The sequence below is a fragment of the Nocardiopsis sp. CA-288880 genome (assembly GCF_050955985.1).
Lineage (GTDB): Bacteria > Actinomycetota > Actinomycetes > Streptosporangiales > Streptosporangiaceae > Nocardiopsis > Nocardiopsis tropica.
In genome coordinates, this window is the sequence record NZ_CP192105.1 from 5045884 (window position 1) to 5066197 (window position 20314).

Consider the following 20314-nt stretch of genomic DNA (forward strand, 5'->3'; position numbering starts at 1 on the left):
GGCCGGTCGCCGCCCGTCGGACGCACGCCCGGGAAGGGCGTGCTCACCGGAGGCGGGGCATCGGGGGCGGGCGCCTCACGCGGCAGCGCGGGAAGCCTCCACCTCCCCCGCCGGGCCGTACGCCGGCGTCTGGCGGGTGAGCCCCCACGTCAGCAGCACACGCCCCACGGTGCGCACGCGGGCGGGGACCCGGGTCTCCAGGAACCGGCCTGCCGCGAAGTAGGCCACGGTGACGGCGCCGGACACGACCGGGGTCACCACCTCGGCCAGGGACCCCTCGGGGATGACGATCCCCCGTGAGCTGGCGTAGTGGACGGCCGCGCCGACGATGACGCCGACGATGACGGGAATCAGGGTGCGGATGTTCGCGGGCAGGTTCATGGGCTCCCTCTCAGGGGTGTCGAAGGGGACGGAGCGGCGCACCACGCGAAGCGGTTCCCCCTCGGCGGAGCACCGGCACACGCACCACCCGAAGGCGGTACCACTACCGGTACAGGCGGTTCGGGCAAACGACAAGGAGCTGGTACGCCCGGTACCGGCCCCTGAGGTGCGGTCGCTCCCCTCGGGGGGACCTCCGCAGCGGCCGGCACGGCGGACGGCCGGGTAATCCCGGGCGGGCGCACCCGCGCCCGGCGTCCCCCGCGCGGCCTCCCCGCCACGCGTGAGCGGCCGCCGCCCCGGCGCGCTCGGGGCCGTCGCCGCCACGGGAACACCGAGGGGCCGGGGCCCCCGGCCCCGACCCCTCTCCGTCCGTCCTCCTCCGGCGCCTCAGACGCGGTCCTCCCCGCTGTGCTTCTCCAGGAACGTGTAGACGTCGTGCTCGTCCACGCCCGGGAAGGTGCCCGAGGGCAGGGCCGACAGCACGTGGGAGTGGGCGCGGGCCGACGGCCACACGTTGCCCTCCCAGCGGGCGGCCAGGTCCGCGGGCGGGCGCACGCAGCACTCCCCGGTGGGGCAGTTGGACTGGGTCCGGTTGGTGGTCTCCCGTCCGCGGAACCAGCGCGACTCCTTGTAGGGCACGCCGAGGGTGATGGCGTAGTTGCGCTCCCGGCTCGGGTCCACGTGCGCGACGCACCAGTGGGTGCCGTTGGGCTTGTCCGTGTACTGGTAGTAGATCGAGTAGCGGTCCGGGGAGGCGAACACCTGGCGCCCCGACCACTGGCGGCACATGCGCTGGCCCTCGATGGCGCCGGTCTCGTCGGTGGGGAAGACCAGGCCGTCGTTCTCGTAGGCCTTGTAGATGATGCCGGTCTCGTCGTTGCGGATGAAGTGGCAGACCAGGTCCAGGTGGCGGTGGGCCAGGTTGGTGAACCGGTGGGCCGCCATCTCGTAGGAGACCGAGTAGACGTCGCGCAGGTCCTCCACCGAGAGGTCGCGGGCGTGCTTGGCCTCCTGGAGGTAGGTGACGGCGGTGCTCTCGGGGATGAGGACGGCCGCCGCGAAGTAGTTGGCCTCGACCCGCTGGCGCAGGAAGTCGCCGAAGTCCCGGGGCTGGCCGTGGCCGAGCACCACGTGGCCGAGGGTCTGGAGGAGGATCGTGCGCGGGCTGTGCATGCCCAGCGTGGTCTCGCGCTTGAGGTAGATCCGCCGGTTGACGTGGTCGGTGAGGGAGCGCACCGAGCGGGGCAGGTCCTGCACGTACCTGAGGCTGAACCCGTGGTGCGTCGCGATCGCGAGTATCTGCCCCTGGGAGAGGGCGCCCGCGGTGTAGTTGACGGCGTCCAGGGTCTCGGTGGCGGCCTTCTCGATCTGCTCGAAGTAGTTGCCGCGCTCGCGCATCTGCCGGCGCAGGTCGGCGTTGGCCCGCCTGGCCTCCTCGGGGCTGGCCGTGGGCTTGGCGTGGCGCCGCTTGAGCTCGTCGTAGAGGCCGACGATGTGTTCGAGCACGTCGTTGGGGACCCTCTTGCCGACCTTGAGGTGGGGGAGGTTGAGCTCCTGGTAGAGGGAGTCGCGCTGGGCCTCCTCCACGGAGATCTCCAGCTGCGCGCGCCGGCTCGGGGGCTGCTTGGAGAGGAGTTCCTCGACGGAGACGCCGAGGGCGGAGGCCAGGGAGGTGAGGAGGGAGAGCTTGGGCTCGCGCTTGCCGTTCTCCAGCAGGGAGAGCTGGGAAGGGGCCCTGCCGACGCGTTCTCCCAGGTCGGAGAGGGTCATACCTCGCGCGCGCCGCAGATGACGGAGCCGCTGGCCAAAGGTGACGAGATCTAGGTCACCTGTCAAAGACGGTATTTCTTCAGCACCAAAGTACGCCATGGGTTCATCTTACGGAAAGAATCGCTGATCTTCGCACGATTTCAAGTGGAAAAGCTCTGGAACTTCACCAAGAATCATAGTTACCGGCGGGGAACATACGCCCAGGGCTCGGCCCCTGGTCCTGGCAGGAACTCCCTCGACCGGTGCGAACACCTTGGGGACTACACGTAAGGCGGGAACGAACATGAGCACCAGCGCTCGACGTCAGGAAGCCAGCGCCGAACTCCAGCGCGACTGGGAGACCGACTCCCGGTGGGCCGGTATCGAGCGCACCTACTCCGCCGACGACGTGGTCAGGCTCCGCGGTTCGGTCACCGAGGAGCACACCCTGGCCCGCCGGGGCGCCGAGCGCCTCTGGGACCTGCTCCACACCGAGGACTACGTCAACAGCCTCGGCGCCCTCACCGGCAACCAGGCGGTCCAGCAGGTCCGCGCCGGCCTGAAGGCCATCTACCTCTCCGGGTGGCAGGTCGCCGCCGACGCGAACCTCTCCGGCAGCACCTACCCGGACCAGAGCCTCTACCCCGCCAACTCGGTCCCGGCCGTGGTCCGCCGCATCAACAACGCCCTGCTGCGCGCCGACCAGATCACCTGGTCCGAGGGCGACGACACCGCCCCCGAGTGGCTCGCCCCGATCGTGGCCGACGCCGAGGCCGGCTTCGGCGGCGTCCTCAACGCCTACGAGCTGATGAAGGGCATGATCGCCTCCGGCGCGGCCGGCGTGCACTGGGAGGACCAGCTGGCCTCCGAGAAGAAGTGCGGCCACCTGGGCGGCAAGGTCCTCATCCCGACCGGCCAGCACGTCAAGACCCTGAACGCCGCCCGCCTGGCCGCGGACGTCGCCGGTGTCCCCTCCCTCGTCATCGCGCGGACCGACGCCCAGGCCGCGACCCTGATCACGAGCGACATCGACGAGCGCGACCGGCCCTTCGTGACCGGCGAGCGCACCGCCGAGGGCTTCTACCGCTTCCGCAACGGGGTGGACGCCTGCGTCGCCCGCGGCCTGGCCTACGCCCCGCACTCCGACCTGCTCTGGATGGAGACCGCGACCCCCGACCTGGAGGTCGCCCGCGACTTCGCCGAGCGCATCAAGGCGGAGTACCCGGACCAGATGCTGGCCTACAACTGCTCGCCGTCCTTCAACTGGAAGCGGCACCTGGACGACGCGACCATCGCGAAGTTCCAGCGCGAGCTGGGCCACATGGGCTACAAGTTCCAGTTCATCACCCTGGCGGGCTTCCACTCGCTCAACCACTCGATGTTCAACCTGGCCAAGGGCTACGCCCGGAACGGGATGACGTCGTACGTCGAGCTCCAGGAGGCCGAGTTCGCGTCCGAGGCCGACGGCTACACCGCCACCCGCCACCAGCGCGAGGTCGGCACCGGCTACTTCGACGCGATCAGCACGACCATCTCCCCCGAGGCCAGCACCACGGCTCTCACCGGCTCCACCGAAGAAGACCAGTTCTCAGCGGCTCACTGACCTGGTCTTCGTTCCCAGGAGTCCGTCCCTCCCCGCTTTCGTGGCTGGGGCGGGGCGGGACGGACTCCGCCCCCTGGCCGTCGGCCATACGCGGTCCGTGTCACACGCGTATGGCCGGCGGCTTGTCCGTGTCCGGTTTCGGGCGTCCTCCGACACGCATTCGCGCACGCGTCGCTTTGGCCGCCCGCCGTACCGGGACCTAGGCTGGCGACCGCGCGGGGTCGGCGCCCGCCGGCCCGCCACGAGACCAGGAGGCACCCGTGAAACTCCTCGACCCGCTCCTCGCGACCCTTCCCGTCCTGCGCCGCGTCCTCGCCGTGGGCGCCCTGTCGGCGTTCGTGGTCCTGGGCACCGCCGCCTGCGACGACGTCCTGCCGGACGTGGACACGGAGCAGCAGGACGACGGCGACCAGGACGACGACGGTGACCAGAACGACGACGGCGGCGACGGTGACGGCGGCGACGACCAGGATGACCAGGACGACCAGAACGACGGCGGCGACGACCAGGACGACCAGGACGACGACGGCGAGGGCTGACGCCGGGGAGCCCCGTCCCTGAGCCCCCCGGTCACGCGTCCGGCGCACAGCGCGTAGATTGCGACGCGTGACCGACAAGATCCGAGCACCGCACACCGCCGAGGACGCGGGGACGCCGTCCTCCCCCACAGCGCCGCCGGAGCGGGGCCTGCTGCGATGGGAGGTCGTGTGCGTCCTCGCGCTCTCCCTGGGCGCGTCCGCGGTCTCGGCGATCATCTCCTTCGCGGGCGTGCTCACGGCGCCGGGGGGTCTGGCCGAGCAGACCGCGAGCCTGGTGAACCCGCGCGCCGACGCCCGCCCCTGGCTGGACCTGTCCCGCCAGCTGTACGCGCTGGTCTTCTCGATGGCCCCGGTGCTGCTGGTGGCCTACCTCATGCGCCGCTCGGGGGAGTCCTCCCGCACGATCGGCTTCGACGTGCGCAGGCCGGGCTTCGACCTGGGCACCGGCGCCGCCCTGGCCGCGCTGATCGGCGCGGGGGGCCTGGCCGTGTACGTGGTCTCCTGGAACCTGGGGCTGACCCTGACGGTCGTGCCCAGCACCCTGGAGGGCAACTGGTGGGACGTGCCCGTCCTCGTGCTCCAGGCCGCCAAGAACGGCGTCCTGGAGGAGGTCATCGTCGTCGGGTACCTGCTGCACCGGCTGGGCCAGCTCGGCTGGGCGCCGTGGAAGGCGGTGCTCGCCAGCTCGGTGCTGCGCGCCTTCTACCACCTCTACCAGGGGGTGGGCATGTTCTTCGGCAACCTGGTGATGGGGCTGGTCTTCGGCTGGTTCTACCTGCGCTACGGGCGGGTCATGCCGCTGGTGGTCGCGCACACCGTCATCGACATCGTGGCCTTCGTCGGCTCCGTGTACCTCATCGGCCGGATCGACTGGCTTCCCTTCTGAGCGCGCGGTCCCGGATGGCGTCCTCCAGGTGGCCGGGTCTGCCCAGCAGCAGGCCCGCACCCAGGTTGACCGCGACCAGGGCCACCACCAGCAGCAGCGGGGCGTGCCAGCCACCGCTCGCCTCGTGCAGCAGGCCGAACAGGAAGGGGCCGGCGCCGCCCATCAGGTAGCCCAGGCTCTGGCTGGAGGCCGACAGGGCGGCCGTGCCCGCGCCGGTGCGGGTGCGCAGCGCGAAGGAGGTCAGGGCGAAGACGAAGCTGCCCATGCCGATGCCGACGAGGGTGGTCCACACCCACACCCCCGAGAGCGGGGAGAACCACAGCCCGGCCAGGCCCGCGAGGTAGGCGGCGGCGAACATGACCACGAACGGCCGCTGGTCGCGGAGCCGGGTCAGCAGGGTGGGCAGCACCAGGGACATCGGGATGCCCAGGACGGTCAGGTAGGACAGGGCCAGCCCCGCCGTCTGGGGGGACATGCCCTGGTCGCGCAGCATCTGCGCGTACCAGCCGAACATGATGTAGGCCACCGAGGACTGCGTGCCGAAGTACAGCATGGCCTGCCAGCCGATGCCGGTGCCCAGCACCTGGCGGAAGCCCAGCGACTGGGAGGGGTCTCCGGGGGCGGGCTCGTGGCGCAGCGCCAGCAGCCAGGGCACAGCGGCGACGACGCCGAAGAGGGCGTAGGCGCCCAGGGCGATCCGCCACTCCCCCGTGGACTGCTCCAGGGGGACGGTGGAGGCCGCCGCGATGGTGGTGCCCAGGGCCAGGGCGGTGGTGTACACCGTGGTCATCAGGCCGACGCGGTCGGGGAAGTGCTGCTTGACCAGGGCGGGGAGGATGACGTTGCCGACCGCTCCGCCGGAGAGCGCCACGGCGCTCAGTGCCAGGAACATCCAGGGCTCGGCCACCAGCGCGCGGGTGGCGAGGCCGACGGTGACGGCGGTCAGCGCGTAGACCAGCAGGTGGTGCTCCCCCAGGCGGCGGGCCAGGGTCGGGGTGAGGCCGCCGAAGAGGGCGAAGCACAGCACGGGGAGCGTGGTGAGCAGGCCGGCGCCGACCGCGGTCATCCCGAGTCCGGCGGTGACCTCGCCGAGCACGGGTCCGACGCTGGTGATCGCCGTGCGCAGGTTGAGGGCGGCGAGGGCGATGCCGGCCGCGAGGAGCAGGAGGACGGCCCGCGGCGGGCGGGCGGGGGCGGTCGTGCCTGCGGGGGGACCGCTCGTCACGGACGTGTGGGGCGCTGATCCGGCGCTCATGGAAGGCGACTCGCAGATTCGTAGGATGACCGGATGTACTTCATGAGGATAACGCATTGCCGTTCGAGGCCAATTCCCGACGGTAACTGGTCTAAGCTCCGGCCTTAACCGTTCCGTACCTGTGCGCTGGCCCTGTCATCCGGCGACCCGCCCCTAGGAGGTAAACGCGTGCCCCTCGCCTCGACACGCCGGACCGGTCTCGTAGACCAGGTCATCAGTCAGTTACGAGCGCAGATCGACTCGGGTGAATGGGGCGTCGGCGACCGCATCCCCACCGAGTCGGAGCTCTCCGACCAGCTCGAGGTGGGCCGCAACACCGTGCGTGAGGCCGTCCGCGCCCTCGCCCACGCGGGCCTGCTGGAGATCCGCCAGGGTGCGGGCACCTTCGTCCGCGCCTCCAGCGAGCTCGGCGGCGCGCTCCGGCGCCGCCTGGAGCGCTCCCGCCTGCGGGAGAACCTGGAGGTGCGCCGCGCGCTGGAGGTGGAGGCCGCCAGGCTGGCGGCCCTGCGCCACAGCGACGAGGACATGGCCGACATCGACCGCGCGATGGCCCTGCGCGAGGCCGCCTGGCGCGACCGCGACATGAGCGCGTTCGTGGAGGCCGACTTCACGTTCCACCGCTCGGTCGTCAACGCCACCCACAACACCCTGCTCATCGACCTGTACGACGACATCGCCCAGGTCGTGTACGCCAGCATCGCGCACACGGCGTACGAGCAGAACGACGGCGCCACGAACCAGCCCTCGTCCGAGACCGACGGCGTGGACCACTCGAAGCTGACCGAGGCCATCCGCTCCGCGGACCCGGCGGCGGCCGCCCGGGAGGCCACCTGCTACATCGACGAGCTGCTGTCCCTCACCGAGGACTGACGCACCGGACGCTCCCCGCGTGCCGCCGCGCGTGCGGGAGCCCGGACCCGCCCGGAGAGGACGGGTCCGGGCTCCCGCACGCGGACGGGACTCAGTCGCCCCGGTAGGCCTCGCCCACAGCCGGGCGCGGCCCCACACGGGGTCGCGCCGCCGGGTGGCCCTCGGCCGCGAGTGACGCGGTGTCGCGGCGCACCGCGCCCAGGGCCCGGGAGCGCCCCGCGGCGAGCCGGCTCCCGCTCCCCGCGGCCCCCTCCCAGCCCGAGACCCGCGACGGGTCCAGGCCGAGCAGGTCCAGGGTGCTCTCCCCCGCGTACACGGCGTCGATGATCTCCTGCTCCCGGGAGAGGCTGCTCATGGTCTCGGCGATGATGGCGCTCACCTGCCCCCGGGGCAGGCAGACCACGCCGTCGTCGTCGGCGACGATCCAGTCGCCGCGGCGCACCGGCAGGGGCGCCGGGCCGCTCGCGGTCATGCTGATCTCCCGGCCGACGGAGCCGCCCGCCTCGTGGCCCGCCTCGCGAACGGCGACCCCGGCCCCGAACACGGGGAGCTCGCAGCGCGCGATGGCCGCGATGTCGCGGACGCAGCCGTCCAGGACGATGCCGCTCACGCCGCGGGTCCGGGCGGCCACGGCGAGGATCTCGTCGACGTAGCCGTACTCGGACTCCCCCGCCACGTCCACGACGAGGGCGGACCCGGGCGGCGCCTGGGCCACCGCCACGTGGAGGGCGAGGTTGTCCCCCGGTGTACAGCGCACCGGGAAGGCGGTCGCGGCGAACGCGGCCCCCGGCCAGACCGAGAACAGGTGCGTGCCGAAGGGCCGGCCGCCGCAGCGGGCCAGTGCCACCGTTCCCACAGCCGTCAACGTCTTCGCAAGCGCCACGTCAGCCTCCCACTACACCCGCGCCCGGTGCGGCCGGTTCGAACCGACCTCCTCCATACTCACGGGTAACTTAAGCGTGACGCAAGCCATACGTGGCGGAAACACGTAAAAATGCTACCGATGGTTACAGATGAGCCCGAAGCGCACGCGGCCTCACACCCTGCGTCACGCACAGGGCCGGCCCCGACCGGGCGCGCGCCTGGTCGGGGCCGGTCGGCCCGGACGGCCCTGCTCAGCCGGGGAACCACTCCACCGGCCGCTCCCCGCCCCTGCGCTCCTTGCGCACGGACAGGTGGTCCCAGGTCTCCACGTAGCCCACGCCCGGCGCGGACCGCACCGACTCCAGCGCCTCCACCAGCTGGCAGCGGTCCGGCGCGGTGAGGGTGCCGATGATGTCGTAGCGGCCGAAGCCGCTGGCCATGAAGGAGACGCGGGGCATGTTCGCCAGCGCGGAGCCCAGCGCCTCGGCGTCGCCCCGGCAGCGCAGGCCGAAGCCCAGCTGCTCGTTGGCCCCCACCGCCGACGGCTCCACCAGCGCGGTCACGTGCACCACACCGGAGTTCAGGAGCCGCACGACCCGCGAGCGGGCCGCCGCCTGCGACAGGCCCACCTGGCGGGCCAGGTCCGCGTACGAGGCCCGGCCGTCCTTCAGCAACTGCCGAACCAGACGCCAGTCCAGGGCGTCCAACTCGATGTCGCGCAGTTCCCGCACGCTGCTGTGGGCGTCCTTGAAGACGGCGTTGGCGCGGAAGACCTCCGCGCCCTCCACCCCCGGTAGCGAGCGGAGGTCGGTGAGCTCCTTGGTGAGGGCTCCGTCGTCGGCCACCCGCACCTGCGCGACGGCCGGGAACCTCCCGGCCGACTGCGCCGCGAAGGTCACCGCCTCGCGCTCGCCCAGCGCCTCCAGCAGCGGCCCCACGGGACCGCTGACCCGGAACGACACATGACCGAGGACCTCCATGCCCACGACTCCGGCGTGCAGCACCCCCACGATCCGGATCGCCCCCGACTGGACCAGCTGGCGCACTCTGGCGCGAACCGCCGTCCGGGACAGGCCGACTCCGTCGGCCAGCGCCTGGAACGTCGCTCTGCCGTCCCCCTGCAACGCGCGCATAAGCGCGGCGTCAACCGCATCAAGCACGATGGTGCCTTTCGTTCCCATGACGCCGCCCTTCCCCCGGACGACGCCCCCTCCTGCGGCCAGATCATCGCAGCTGTGGAGCCCGTTCACTACTGATCGCGAAAGAAATCGGTTGATTCACCCCTTTGATCGGCCCGAAAGCGTCATCCAATCCCCCAACCACGGCGTCGAGACCACATAACAGACTTGTATAGAACATCCCTCTTGAGTGAGTAGTCGTGCGCACAACTCTCACAAAGCGCCACACTGAACTTGCGGACCCTCGCACACCGCTCGGCAGGGCACACGTGCCCCGGGGCGGGAGGCGTACCGCACCGAGCGTCCGACGTGACGGGCGCCGCCGGGGAGGGTTCCCCGCGGCCCCGCCGGACGCGGACCCGACAGGGGCCCCGGACACGGAGCCGGGTCCCGGGGCGTGACCGTCGCGCGGCGAGGGCGACGGGGGACAACCGAACGGGGCGGACCCAGCCGTCCCGATGCTGGAGAGGAATCGTCGGTGGCAGCGGAGGACGATCAGCGGGACGAGGCGCCCGCGCGCCTGAGTACGGGGCGGGCGCTGCTGTGGACCGCGGCGTCGGTCCCCCTCCCGGGCCTGGCCCACCTGCGCATGCGGCGCAGGGTCGCGGGGGCGGTGATCCTCGGCCTGTACCTGGCCGGGATCGCGGCCCTGGCCTTCTCGGCCTGGCGCATCGGCGCACACGACTCGGGGGCCATGGCCCTGCTCGCCGGAATGGCGGTCCAGAGCCGCTGGCTGCTGGGCGCCATGGGCCTGGTGTTCGTGGCCGCGGTCCTGTGGCTGGCGGTCGTCCTGCACTCCTGGACGATCACCAGACCCGCGGGGATGCCCCTGGGCCGGCGGCTGCTCAGCGGGGCCGTGGTCCTGGTCCTGTGCCTGGCCATCGCGGCGCCCTCCGCCCTGGCCCTGCACGGCGGGTACACGGCCCACGAGACCCTTGCCGACGTGTTCAGCGGCGACGAGGACCCCGAACTGCCCCCGCACGACGCGGCCGACCCCTGGAACGGGGCCGAGCGGGTCAACGTCCTGCTGATCGGCGCGGACTCGGCGGACAACCGCTACGGGGTCCGCACGGACACCATGATGGTCGCCAGCATGGATCCCGAGACCGGCGACGCCGTCCTGGTGGGCCTGCCCCGCAACCTGGAGAACGTGCGGTTCCCGGAGGACAGCGCCCTCGCCGAGCGCTACCCCGAGCCGTACGGCTTCGACCTCCTCCTCAACGACGTGTACCAGACGGTGGCCGAGGAGCCGGACGAGCTGGCGCTCAACCCCGCCGTGGGAGACCCGTCCGCCGACACCCTCAAGAAGGTGATCGGCCACAACGTCGGCCTGGACATCGGCTACTACGCGATGGTCGACATGATGGGCTTCCGCGACCTGATCGACGCCATCGGCGGCGTGCAGGTCCGCATCGAGGAGCCGATCCCCTACGGCGTCCACGGAGGGGTCCTGGAACCGGGCCTGCGCAGGCTCGACGGCCACGAGGCGCTCTGGTACGGGCGGTCCCGGGTCAACAGCGACGACTACGGGCGGATGGGCCGCCAGGGCTGCCTGATCAAGTACGTCACGGAACAGGTCGAGCCGACGACGATCCTCACGAGCTACCGCAGGCTCGCCGGCGCCACCAAGCGGACCCTGAGCACGGACATCCCCCAGAGCAAGGTGCCCGCGTTCATCGAACTGGCCGACCTGGTCACCGACACCGGGCGGATGAGCACGTTCCAGCTGTCCCCGCCCCAGGTCAACACCGCCAACCCCGACTGGGACGAGGTCAGGGACCTGGTCACCGAGGCGATCGCCGCCGGGAGCGTGGAGTCCGACGACATCCCCGACGAGGCATCCCCCTCCGCCTCGCCCGAGGAGGGCGGCGAGGACGCGGAGGAGGCCGCCGGTGAGGGCGACGACCGCACCGAGTGGCAGGAGTACACCGGGCTGGACGAGGAGGAGCCCGCCGACCCGGGCCGCCAGGTGGGCGCGGAGGCCACCGATCTGAACACGATCTGCCCCTGATCCGACCAGGCGCGCGACGGCGCCCGGGAGCCCGCCGGGCCCCGGGCGCCGTCGCGTCCCGGGGGCTTCCGGCGGCGGGGGCCGCCGCCGCGCACAGCCCCTCCGCGGACCGCCCGGCGCCCCCGGGCGCCCGCACGGCCGGGGGCGGCGCGCGGCCCGCCGCCCCGTCCGCGGCCTCCGCCGTTCCCACCACCCGGCGGGGAGCTCGGAAGACGTCCCCGCTGCCCCTCCGCGGCCCCGCGCAACCGTGACTGACCGGAGTCGGTCAACTGCGCAGGGGGGCGTTGCCGCCCCGTCCGGGCCGTGTGACTCTGACGCGGTGACCACCGCGCAGCTCTGGACCCTCGTCGCGCTGGGCGCCTTCCACGGCCTGCACCCGGGCATGGGCTGGCTGCTGGCCGTGTCCCGCGGCCTCCAGGAGGGGGGCCGCTCCGAGGTGCTCCGCTCCCTCCCCGCGGTCGCGGCCGGGCACGCGGGGAGCGTCGCCGTCGCCGCGGTCGCCGTCACCGTCACCGGTTCGATGACCGCCTCCGTGCTCTTCCCCGTGGTGGGCGGGTCCGTGATCGTCCTCGTGGGGCTGCTGATGCTGCTCTCGCGCCGGCACTTCCACTGGCGGGAGGTGCGCCTCCCCCTGTGGCAGGTGGCCGCCTGGTCGTTCCTGATGTCGTCCGCGCACGGGGCGGGGCTCATGCTCATGCCGGTCCTGGCCGGCCGCCTCTCGCACGCGGAGGGGGGCGGCCACGCGGGGCACGGGGGGACGCCGCCGGACGCCGCCGCGCAGGCGGCCCCGGCGCCCGGCGTGCCCGACGGGGGGTGGTCCCTGTGGGACGCGACCCTGACCGGGCTGGCCGCGACGGGGGTGCACACGGCGGCGATGCTGTTCGCCTCGGGGGTCGCGGCCCTGATCGCCTACGACTTCCTGGGGGTGCACGCCCTGCGCTGGAAGGGCGTGACCATGGACCGGATCTGGGCGCTGACCCTGGTCCTGGGGGGTGTGTTCGTCCTCTGGTCGATCCGGTGACCCCGGTGCGCCGCGGCGGTAGACGGGAACCGATCTGGGCAATATGTCCCTAGTGCCTGAAATCTGATGGAATATTCGGAGACTGACCACTCTTGAACGCGCGTCGGCGGCACCCGCACGCCGCCGGGCACGAACACGGAGGGGCGGAAAGGGCATGACACACAGAAGCGCGCGGCCCGGGCGCCGCTGGCACGGGCTCCTGGCCGCCGTGGCGATCCTGGCCGTCCTCGGCCTCGTGGCGGTCGTGGGCGCCCGCTGGCTGGCCCGCAACACCGACGTCTTCCCCGTGTCGACGCCGTGGGGACCGGAGTGCTCGGTATGGACCGGCGAGGACCAGGTGCGCCTGGACCGGGACCAGGCCCGGCGGGCGACCACGGCCGCCGCCGTCTCCGCACAGGGCGACTCCGCCCCCGTCGAGGCCCCCGACACCGACGACATCCCGGACGCCGTCATGACGGTCCTGGAGGAGGGCCCGGAGGAGGACGCGGGCCCCTCGCTGACCTGCCGGTCCGTCAAGGACCCCGACCTGCGGGTCCAGGAGGACCTGGAGCCCTCCGGCCTGACCCCCCGGGCCGAGGAGCTCAAGGACGGGATGGAGGAGCACTTCTCCGACCTCAGCCTCGGCGGCTACTACCCGGGCGGCTACGACACGGGGCACGGCGAGGGGTCCGCCCACTACGAGGGCCGGGCGATCGACGTCTTCTACCGGCCGGTCGACGAGGACAACCGGCGCGAGGGCTGGGTGATGGCGCACTGGCTGATCGCGCACGCCCCGGACTACGCCGTCGACGTGATCATCTTCGACGACCGCATCTGGAGCACCTACTATCCGTCGCTGGGATGGCGGGACTACGAGGCTGACCCGGACAACGAGATCCTGCGGCACCTGGACCACGTCCACGTGGACGTCCAGCGGGGCAGCGAGTCCGGGGGCGGCTGACGGTCCGCCGGCCGGGCCGGCGGACCGGGCCCGGCCGGCGGCGCGCGCGGGTCCCCCGGCGTCAGTCCTCCAGCCGGAACCCCACCTTGAGCCCCACCTGGAAGTGGGCGACGCCGTCCTCCTCGATGTGCCCGCGGATCTCGGTGACCTCGAACCAGTCCAGGCCGCGCAGCGTGGCCGAGGCGCGGTCGACGCCGTTGCGGATGGCCTGGTCGATCCCCTGCGGGGAGGTGCCGACGATCTCCGTGACGCGGTAGGTGTGGTGGGACATGTGGGACCCCCTGGGTAGTCGGTTGCGCGGTCGCGCACGGCGCGACCCCCGTTTCACTGCCTCCCCTGATTCCCCAGGAGCCACACAGGACGCCTCCCGGCCGGCTCGTTCCGAGGTCGGAGCGCCTCCGGGGCGCTTTACCCCCAGCCGGGGGATGCTTTGTACACGCGTGGGACGCACGTGACCGGGGTGGTGTGGAGTCCCGCCCGGAAAGCGCCCTTTTCCCTGGACGACGTGCCAGGAAAGTCCTGAGCTGGGGCTGAGGACACGCGCCCGGCGGGACTCTCCCGAGACAACGTCGTAACTGACTCTTGATGTACACCGGAGGGCGTCGGTGTACATTGGGTCTAGCGCTTCGGTCCCCCGTCGAAGCGCGGGAGCGATGTTCCGAGCCCCCGTTGGAACATCGCGTGCGACGCCGGGTGGTTTGCCCCCGTAACCACCCGGCGTCGCCTTTTGTTCGCATTCGATCGGTGCACAGACCCGATCGTGGCCCCGGCTTGACCGGGGCAGCCGATTCGCTCCCTGGGGGTCACCATTGGGTAATACCGCTTCCGTCGCCCCGACGCGGTGCTCCAGGCGCGACTGCCGCGCCGAGGCCGCGTGGGCGCTCGTGTGGAACAACCCCAAGCTGCACACCCCGGACCGCCGCAAGGTGTGGCTGGCCTGCGACGAGCACCGCGAGTACCTGTCCGGCTTCCTGGAGGTGCGCGGGTTCCTGCGGGAGTGCGTCCCCATGGCGGAGTTCGAGGGCTGAGACGGGCCGGACCGCCTTGTCCCGGTCCGGCCCCGTCCGCGGCTCCGGGGCGGGACCGGCCCTACACCGCCGGCCCCGCCCCGGAAGGGCTCACTCCACGGCCAGCCGCCAGGCGGCCAGGCGCACCGGTTCGTGGCCGAGCTCCCCTGCCCGGGAGAGCAGTTCGGGCCAGGGGGCGGGCCAGCCGTCGGCGCGCCCCGCCCGCCGCACGATGCCGAGGCCGATCAGGCCCATCGCCTCCCCCGCCGGTCCCGCGGTCCGTGCCGCGGCCCCGAACACGTGCCGCACCACCGAGGCCAGCGTCTCCGGCGGGACCCGGTCGCGCCCGAAGCTCGGGGCCACGGTGTCGACCACGCCCTTGGCGCCCCCTTCGGGAAGGAGCGCGTGCCGGGGCAGGATCCCCGCAGCGCGCAGGAGCAGTCCGCCGAGCGCACCCGGGTCCGGGGCTCCGTCCGCCCGTGAGACCTCCCGGGTGATCAGCGCCTGCACGATCCGCACCGCCTCGGGCCCGTACTCGTCCCTGGCCGCCAGCAGGTCGAGCGCCGAGAACACCTGTCGGCGCAGGGCGGGGCCGTCGCCCGCCGGGGCCCGCACGGCCTCGTCGCACAGGAGGTCCACCAGGCGGAGCACCCGCTTGTGGGGCCCGTCGCCGGACCCGCCGTCCGGCCGCCGCACGGGAACGCCCTCGCCCGGCCCGGGGACGGAGGCCAGCAGCCGGGAGAGCGCCTCCGCGATCCGGTCGCGGCCCCTGCCCCTGTCCAGGAGTGCGTGGAAGACGCGGAACGCCTGGCCGATGGGACGGCCCGGGTCGCACAGGGCCTCCACGGCGTCGTCGAGGTCGTACTCGGTCCAGGGCGCCCAGCGGCCGGCCCACCCGCCGAGCCGCCAGTGGTCGCGGCCCGGGTCGGGCAGCGCGGCCACCAGGGCGGCGACGGCCTCACGACTCGCGGGCGGACAGTGCATCGGGGGCGCCTGGAGCAGGGAGAACTGGACCTCCACCTCCGTGAACCCCCGGACGTGCGCGGTCAGCGCGGGAAGCGCGGCCGGGTGGTCCAGGACGCGCATCAGCGAGCCCGCCACGGCGGCGCGCACGTCCCGGTGCAGCCCCTCCGCGTCCAGGGCGCGGGCGAGGATGTCGACGGCTCCCGGCGGCCGGTGGTGTGCGAGCAGCCGCGCCGCCGCCTTGCGGACGGTGACCTTGGCCGGTCCCTCCAGGGCCCGCCCCAGGACCGGACCCAGCCGGGAGGGCGCGACCGCCAGGGCACAGCGCGACATCGCGGGCGCGGCGGCCCGGGACTGCGGGCCGTCGGCGTGGGCCAGCACCAGGCGCAGGGCGCGCTCGGGCCTGTCGCCGTGGCCGAGCGCCCCGGCGGCGGCCTCCCGCAGGACGATGTCCGGGCCGTCCAGGAAGCGGGCGACGCGGTCGGTCGTCCCGGGCAGTCGGCCCAGGCCGGACAGCGCGGCCTCGCGCTCGTCGAGCGCGAGGGAGGGATCGCCGACGAGCCCCTCCAGGTACGCGGCGACGCGGTCCCGGAGGTCCCCCGGCCAGTCGCGGGCCGTCCGGGCGTCGATGCGGGGCACCCAGGCGGGCGTGCGGGCGCCGGGCCGGCCGAGGCCGGCCGCGGGGTCCGTGAACGCGGGGACGGAGGGGCGGGTGTCGAGTTCGCCGGCGCCGACCGCGCGGTCCGCGGGCGCGCCGGGGCCGGCGCCGCCCCCTGGCAGGGGGAGCGCGGCGCCGTGGGGCGTGTGCGCCCTGCTCCTGTGCGCCGGTCCGGCGGGGGCGGAGGCCGCGTCTGCCGTTCCGGGGCCCGTGTCCGGGCCCGGTGCGCCCCGGCCCCCCGTGTCCGCGGCGGCCGCCGCGCGGCGGGCCTCGGCCGCGCCGAGGGCGGCGTGGACGACCCCGGGGGCGTGGTGGCGGGAGAGGACGTCCCACACGCGCGGGACCAGCGCGGTGGCGTGGTCGGACCGGAACAGCGCCAGGGCGCCGGCCCGGAGGTCCGGCCCGGCCAGGTACAGGTCCGCCGCCTCGGCGGCGGTGGCGCCGGACGGGTCGTGGCGGATCGCGGCCACCAGCTGGTCCCCCAGGCCGGGGAGCGAACGGGCGCGGCGGCCGAGTTCCCGGGCCAGGGCGACCGCGGGCGCGAAGTCGTCCCGGGCGCGGGCGGCCCGGAGCACCGGCGCGAGCCTCCGGTACAGGTCCTGTTCCGATCCCCGGGGCATCACCTGGTCGAGGAAGGGTTCGGGGGCGCGGGGCACGCGGTCCGCCCGCGCCCCGCCGGTCCACCACGGCGGACCGGACCGGGGGCGTCCCGGTTCGCCGAGCCCGTCCGCGCCGAAGCGCGCGACGAGGCCGGCGTAGGCGTCCAGCGCCCATCCGACCGCTTCCGGGACCCCGCGTGTGTCCGGGTGGCGGAGCAGGCGGGCGGCCAGGTCGCGCAGCGCGCGCCGCGTGGGCGGTGAGGTGTCGCGGGTCCGGAGTGTGTCGGCGAGCAGCCCGCGCAGGGCGGGGAGCGAGGTGGCCGTGCGCACGCCGGATCCGTCGGCCTCCCCGTCCGGTGCGGCGCGCCCGTGCGGCTCGTCGCCGACCAGCAGTCCCGGCGGGACGGCTGCCAGTGCGGCCAGCAGGGCGCGGCGGACCGGATCGCGTTCCGAGCGGGACCGGTCGACCCGCTCCGTGAGGACCCGTGCGAGGAGGCCCGGATCCCCGGTGCGCGCGGTGGCCTCCACCAGCCGGGCCAGCCCCCGGGCGCGGCGGTCGGCGTCCCCGGCCGAGGCCGCCTCCTCCAGCGGTGCGACCGCCTCGCCGTAGGGCAGGTGGGCGACGGCGTCCAGGTCGCCGTGGGGGTCGGAGTGTCCGGGGCGGCGGGCCTGGAAGGCGGTGAGCCGCTCCAGCAGGACGCGCGCCTCGGCCTCGGCCCGGTCGCGGGGCAGCAGTCCGAGGAAGGGCAGGAGCTCGAACCCGCCGCGGTCGTGGGCCGTGTCGGCGAACGCGTCGACGTACTCGTCGCGCACCGCCGGGGGCATGGGCCGCAGGACCGCCAGGGCCACCGTGGGGCGGCGGCGCATCTCCCTGTACAGGACACGGACGTCGCGGCTTCCGTCGGGCAGCGCGGGGAAGCGCTGCGGATACCGTCGGCGGCCGGGGTCCGGCGGCAGCGCGCGCAGGGTGTGCGGGAAGGCCCCGGAGCGGAGTGCGACGCGCGGGCCGAGGTCCTTGGCGAGGCCGCCGAGCTCGGCGGGGCGGACCGGGTCGAGCGCCCGGCAGAGGCGCCGCCAGTCGGGGAACACGCTGTGGAGGTGGCCGCCGTGCTCCCGGAGGTCGTCCCGGACGCCGGAGAGGAGTTCCACGAGGATGTCCGGGTGGCGCCGGGCCAGGCGGGTCCAGGAGCGGACCGCGTGGCGGAGCTCGGGCAGGTGGCGGGCCACCTGCCCGGGTGAGCAGGCGGGCAGGAGCGCGGCGGCCTCGGCGTCGCCGTGGTCGGCGCGGACGCGGGGCAGGAGGAGGTCGGCCACGGAGGTGCGTCGGGCGTGGAAGAGGGTGCGGTAGAGGGCGCGTCGCAGACCCGTGGGGGCGTCCGTCAGCACGGGCGGGACGGCCTCGTCGGGGAGCGGGAACTCGCGGACGGCGCGCAGCGCGGCGCGGCGGAGCGCGTGGTCGGGTCCGGCGAGGTGGCGGGCGACGGCGGCGGTGTCGCGCGCGGCCGTGGCCATGTGCACGGCGAGGCGGCCGTGGCCGCCGGTTTCGAGCTGCCGGAGGATTCCGGCGAGGTGGGGTGTGCCCGCGTGGTCGCGGGCGTAGAGCGCGAGGGCCCGCATGCGCGGGGACGCGGCTTCGTCCCGGAGGGAGCGGAGGAGGTGGTCGGCCGACCCGTACGCCGGCGCGGTGGGGCTCAAAGGCCCGGGCGGGATCCGCCCTTCCTGATCGTCATGGCGCTCATGATGGACCACCGCGGCCGGATCCGGCAAGCCGTGCTGGTGGGCGGGGGCGCGGCGCGGGCGCGGGCCGCCGCGTCAGGGGGCCGGCGGCTCCAGGAGCCGGCGGGCCCGCGCGAGGTCCTCGGGGGTGTCGCAGTCGGCCGCGGCGAGGTCGTCGGCGGGGACCGGACGCGGTTCCAGGGGGCCGAGCAGCCCGTACAGCGAGCGGCCCGTGTACCCGGCGAGGGCGTCGCGGACGGCGTCGGTGCGCCACACGCCGGTGAGCCACTGCTCCCGGCCCGCGGGGTCCACGAACACGGCTCCGGATCCGGCCCGGACCGCGGCTCCCGCCAGGGCGTCCAGGTGCTCCGGGGCCAGGTGGGGCAGGTCGGCGGCGAGCAGGGCGAACCAGCCGGAGCGCACGTGGGCGATCCCTGCGCGCAGGGCGGGCACCGGTCCCGAGCCCGGCGGGTCCTCGCGCACGTAGAGCGCGCGTGGGCTCTCCCGGTGCGGGCCGACCACGACCAGGCGGGGGCCGGGCCCCGTCCCCGCCGCGGCCGCGCCGTGGGCGCGGACCGCGTCGGCCACGCGCTCCAGCAGCGTGCGCCCGGCCACGGCCAGCCCGGGCTTGTCGACGCCGCCCATGCGGCGTCCCCCGCCCCCGGCGAGGATCACCGCGTCGAGCGCCCCCGGGCGTTCCTGGGGCGGCGGCGTGCTCCGTGTGCTCGGGGTGTCCATGCCCCCAGGATGGACCACGGCGGGCCCCTCCGGCGAGGAGGGGCCCGCGGGTCAACCCTTGACGCAGACCACCTGGCGCAGGTGGGCGACCACCTCGACCAGGTCGGTCTGGGCGGCGATCACCGACTCCAGGTCCTTGTAGGCGGCCGGGATCTCGTCGACCACGCCCAGGTCCTTGCGGCACTCCACGCCCCGGGTCTGCTCGACCAGGTCGGCCTCGGTGAAGGTCTTGCGGGCCTTGTTCCGGCTCATCCTGCGGCCCGCGCCGTGCGACGCGGAGTTGAACGAGGCCGGGTTCCCGAGCCCGCGGACGATGTACGTGCCCGTGGCCATGCTCCCCGGGATGATCCCCAGGTCGCCGGATCCCGCGCGGATGGCGCCCTTGCGGGTCACGAGGACGTCCACCCCGTCGTAGGTCTCCTCCGCGACGTAGTTGTGGTGGCAGGAGATCCACTGCTCGAAGCGGGTGCCGGGGATCTGCTCGACCAGGGTCCGGCAGGCCAGGCCCATCATGACGTCGCGGTTGCGGCGCGCGTAGTCCTGGGCCCAGAACAGGTCCCGGCGGTAGGCGTCCATCTCCGGGGTCCCGGTGACGAACACCGCCAGGTCCCGGTCGGGCAGGTCCTGGTTGTGCGGCAGCGCCTGGGCCTGTTCGATGTGGTGGGAGGCCAGTTCCTTGCCGATGTTGCGCGAGCCGGAGTGGAGCACCAGCCACACGGTCCCGTCGTCGTCCAGGCACACCTCCAGGAAGTGGTTCCCGCCGCCCAGGGTGCCCATCTGGCGCCGGGCGCGGGTCCGGCGGGGGTGTACCGCGGGGGCCAGGTCGTCGAACCCCTTCCAGAACCCGCTCCAGTCGGTCTCCCGCACGGTGGGGACGGTGGCGGGGTCGACCGGTTCGTCGTGGGCGTGGAACCCCACGGGGACGGCCGCCTCCAGGGCGGAGCGGAGCCGCCCGAGGTCGTCGGGCAGGCGCTCGGCGGTCAGGTCGGTGCGCACGGCGGTCATCCCGCAGCCGATGTCGACGCCGACGGCGGCGGGGCTGACGGCGTCGCGCATGGCGATGACCGAGCCGACCGTGGCGCCCTTGCCGTAGTGGACGTCGGGCATGACGGCGAGCCCGTGCACCCAGGGCATGCGGGTGACGTTGCGCAGCTGTTCCATCGCCGCGGCCTCGACCCCGTCGGGTGCGGCCCACATACGGATGGGAACGCGATCACCGGGAACTTCGGTGTAGGGCATGGTCAGGCCACCTCCCTTTCCAGATCTGGCCTGTACGTCGTCGGTCCGGGCACGTGGCCGTGCCCCCGGACATCAAGCCAGAACGGGGGCGCGGCGG

At 74.0% G+C, this 20314-nt stretch carries 17 protein-coding genes; 8 read left to right on the top strand and 9 right to left on the bottom strand.

Going from position 1 to position 20314, the window contains the following annotated elements; all coding sequences use genetic code 11:
* Nucleotides 1-75: 75 nt before the first annotated feature.
* A complete protein-coding gene (locus ACQPYD_RS21985; RefSeq protein ID WP_433697474.1) occupies nucleotides 76-426 on the bottom strand; it encodes a hypothetical protein in 351 nt (116 codons plus the stop codon).
* 342 nt (nucleotides 427-768) lie between these two features.
* Nucleotides 769-2217: an XRE family transcriptional regulator gene (locus tag ACQPYD_RS21990; RefSeq protein ID WP_267945386.1), complete on the bottom strand. Its 1449-nt coding sequence runs from the start codon at nucleotides 2215-2217 to the stop codon at nucleotides 769-771.
* Between the two features lie 217 nt (nucleotides 2218-2434).
* Between ACQPYD_RS21990 and aceA the strand changes: the two genes are divergently transcribed.
* The 3 genes from aceA (at nucleotide 2435) to ACQPYD_RS22005 (ending at nucleotide 5158) form a co-directional block, all read left to right on the top strand.
* Entirely contained in the window at nucleotides 2435-3733 is a 1299-nt protein-coding gene (aceA, locus tag ACQPYD_RS21995; protein WP_433697475.1) for an isocitrate lyase, read from the top strand.
* A gap of 260 nt (nucleotides 3734-3993) precedes the next feature.
* Nucleotides 3994-4272: a DNA primase gene (locus tag ACQPYD_RS22000; RefSeq protein ID WP_433697476.1), complete on the top strand. Its 279-nt coding sequence runs from the start codon at nucleotides 3994-3996 to the stop codon at nucleotides 4270-4272.
* A 67-nt stretch (nucleotides 4273-4339) separates the two neighbouring features.
* Nucleotides 4340-5158 carry a CPBP family intramembrane glutamic endopeptidase gene (locus tag ACQPYD_RS22005; protein ID WP_433697477.1) on the top strand — a complete coding sequence of 273 codons (819 nt, stop codon included), beginning with the start codon at nucleotides 4340-4342 and terminating at the stop codon, nucleotides 5156-5158.
* On the opposite strand, the gene ACQPYD_RS22010 is transcribed toward ACQPYD_RS22005, so the two are convergent.
* The gene (locus ACQPYD_RS22010) at nucleotides 5127-6413 is read right to left on the bottom strand and encodes a CynX/NimT family MFS transporter (RefSeq protein WP_433697478.1); all 1287 of its coding nucleotides are present in this window, start codon (nucleotides 6411-6413) and stop codon (nucleotides 5127-5129) included. The two genes, ACQPYD_RS22005 and ACQPYD_RS22010, sit on opposite strands and share 32 nt — an antisense overlap.
* A gap of 168 nt (nucleotides 6414-6581) precedes the next feature.
* Here ACQPYD_RS22010 and ACQPYD_RS22015 point away from each other — a divergent pair, with 168 nt between their 5' ends.
* Nucleotides 6582-7283 carry a FadR/GntR family transcriptional regulator gene (locus tag ACQPYD_RS22015; RefSeq protein WP_267945391.1) on the top strand — a complete coding sequence of 234 codons (702 nt, stop codon included), beginning with the start codon at nucleotides 6582-6584 and terminating at the stop codon, nucleotides 7281-7283.
* Nucleotides 7284-7374: 91 nt separating this feature from the next.
* On the opposite strand, the gene ACQPYD_RS22020 is transcribed toward ACQPYD_RS22015, so the two are convergent.
* Together ACQPYD_RS22020 and ACQPYD_RS22025 are read right to left on the bottom strand one after the other, a co-directional pair.
* Entirely contained in the window at nucleotides 7375-8139 is a 765-nt protein-coding gene (locus ACQPYD_RS22020; RefSeq protein ID WP_433702102.1) for an RraA family protein, read from the bottom strand.
* A 259-nt stretch (nucleotides 8140-8398) separates the two neighbouring features.
* On the bottom strand, nucleotides 8399-9307 hold the full coding sequence (locus ACQPYD_RS22025; protein WP_352984927.1) for an Lrp/AsnC family transcriptional regulator: 909 nt from the start codon (nucleotides 9305-9307) through the stop codon (nucleotides 8399-8401).
* A gap of 496 nt (nucleotides 9308-9803) precedes the next feature.
* Here ACQPYD_RS22025 and ACQPYD_RS22030 point away from each other — a divergent pair, with 496 nt between their 5' ends.
* The 3 genes from ACQPYD_RS22030 (at nucleotide 9804) to ACQPYD_RS22040 (ending at nucleotide 13297) form a co-directional block, all read left to right on the top strand.
* Nucleotides 9804-11336, top strand: a complete 1533-nt coding sequence (locus tag ACQPYD_RS22030) for an LCP family protein (RefSeq protein WP_433697479.1) — start codon at nucleotides 9804-9806, stop codon at nucleotides 11334-11336.
* A 319-nt stretch (nucleotides 11337-11655) separates the two neighbouring features.
* Entirely contained in the window at nucleotides 11656-12357 is a 702-nt protein-coding gene (locus ACQPYD_RS22035) for a cell wall anchor protein (protein ID WP_433697480.1), read from the top strand.
* A gap of 154 nt (nucleotides 12358-12511) precedes the next feature.
* Complete coding sequence (locus ACQPYD_RS22040) at nucleotides 12512-13297, top strand: hypothetical protein (RefSeq protein ID WP_433697481.1); 786 nt, start codon at nucleotides 12512-12514, stop codon at nucleotides 13295-13297.
* A 61-nt stretch (nucleotides 13298-13358) separates the two neighbouring features.
* Here the strand turns inward: ACQPYD_RS22040 and ACQPYD_RS22045 are convergent, their stop codons facing one another.
* Nucleotides 13359-13568 (bottom strand): dodecin, encoded by a 210-nt coding sequence (locus ACQPYD_RS22045; protein WP_267945396.1) that lies wholly within the window; start codon nucleotides 13566-13568, stop codon nucleotides 13359-13361.
* Between the two features lie 538 nt (nucleotides 13569-14106).
* Here ACQPYD_RS22045 and ACQPYD_RS22050 point away from each other — a divergent pair.
* Entirely contained in the window at nucleotides 14107-14325 is a 219-nt protein-coding gene (locus ACQPYD_RS22050; protein ID WP_433697482.1) for a hypothetical protein, read from the top strand.
* A gap of 90 nt (nucleotides 14326-14415) precedes the next feature.
* Here ACQPYD_RS22050 and ACQPYD_RS22055 read toward each other — a convergent pair whose 3' ends face one another.
* The 3 genes from ACQPYD_RS22055 to ACQPYD_RS22065 form a co-directional block, all read right to left on the bottom strand.
* On the bottom strand, nucleotides 14416-18219 hold the full coding sequence (locus tag ACQPYD_RS22055; protein ID WP_433697483.1) for a HEAT repeat domain-containing protein: 3804 nt from the start codon (nucleotides 18217-18219) through the stop codon (nucleotides 14416-14418).
* Nucleotides 18220-18336: 117 nt separating this feature from the next.
* Complete coding sequence (gene mobA / locus ACQPYD_RS22060; RefSeq protein WP_433697484.1) at nucleotides 18337-18978, bottom strand: molybdenum cofactor guanylyltransferase; 642 nt, start codon at nucleotides 18976-18978, stop codon at nucleotides 18337-18339.
* A gap of 51 nt (nucleotides 18979-19029) precedes the next feature.
* Nucleotides 19030-20217: an RtcB family protein gene (locus ACQPYD_RS22065; RefSeq protein ID WP_433697485.1), complete on the bottom strand. Its 1188-nt coding sequence runs from the start codon at nucleotides 20215-20217 to the stop codon at nucleotides 19030-19032.
* Nucleotides 20218-20314 lie beyond the last annotated feature (97 nt).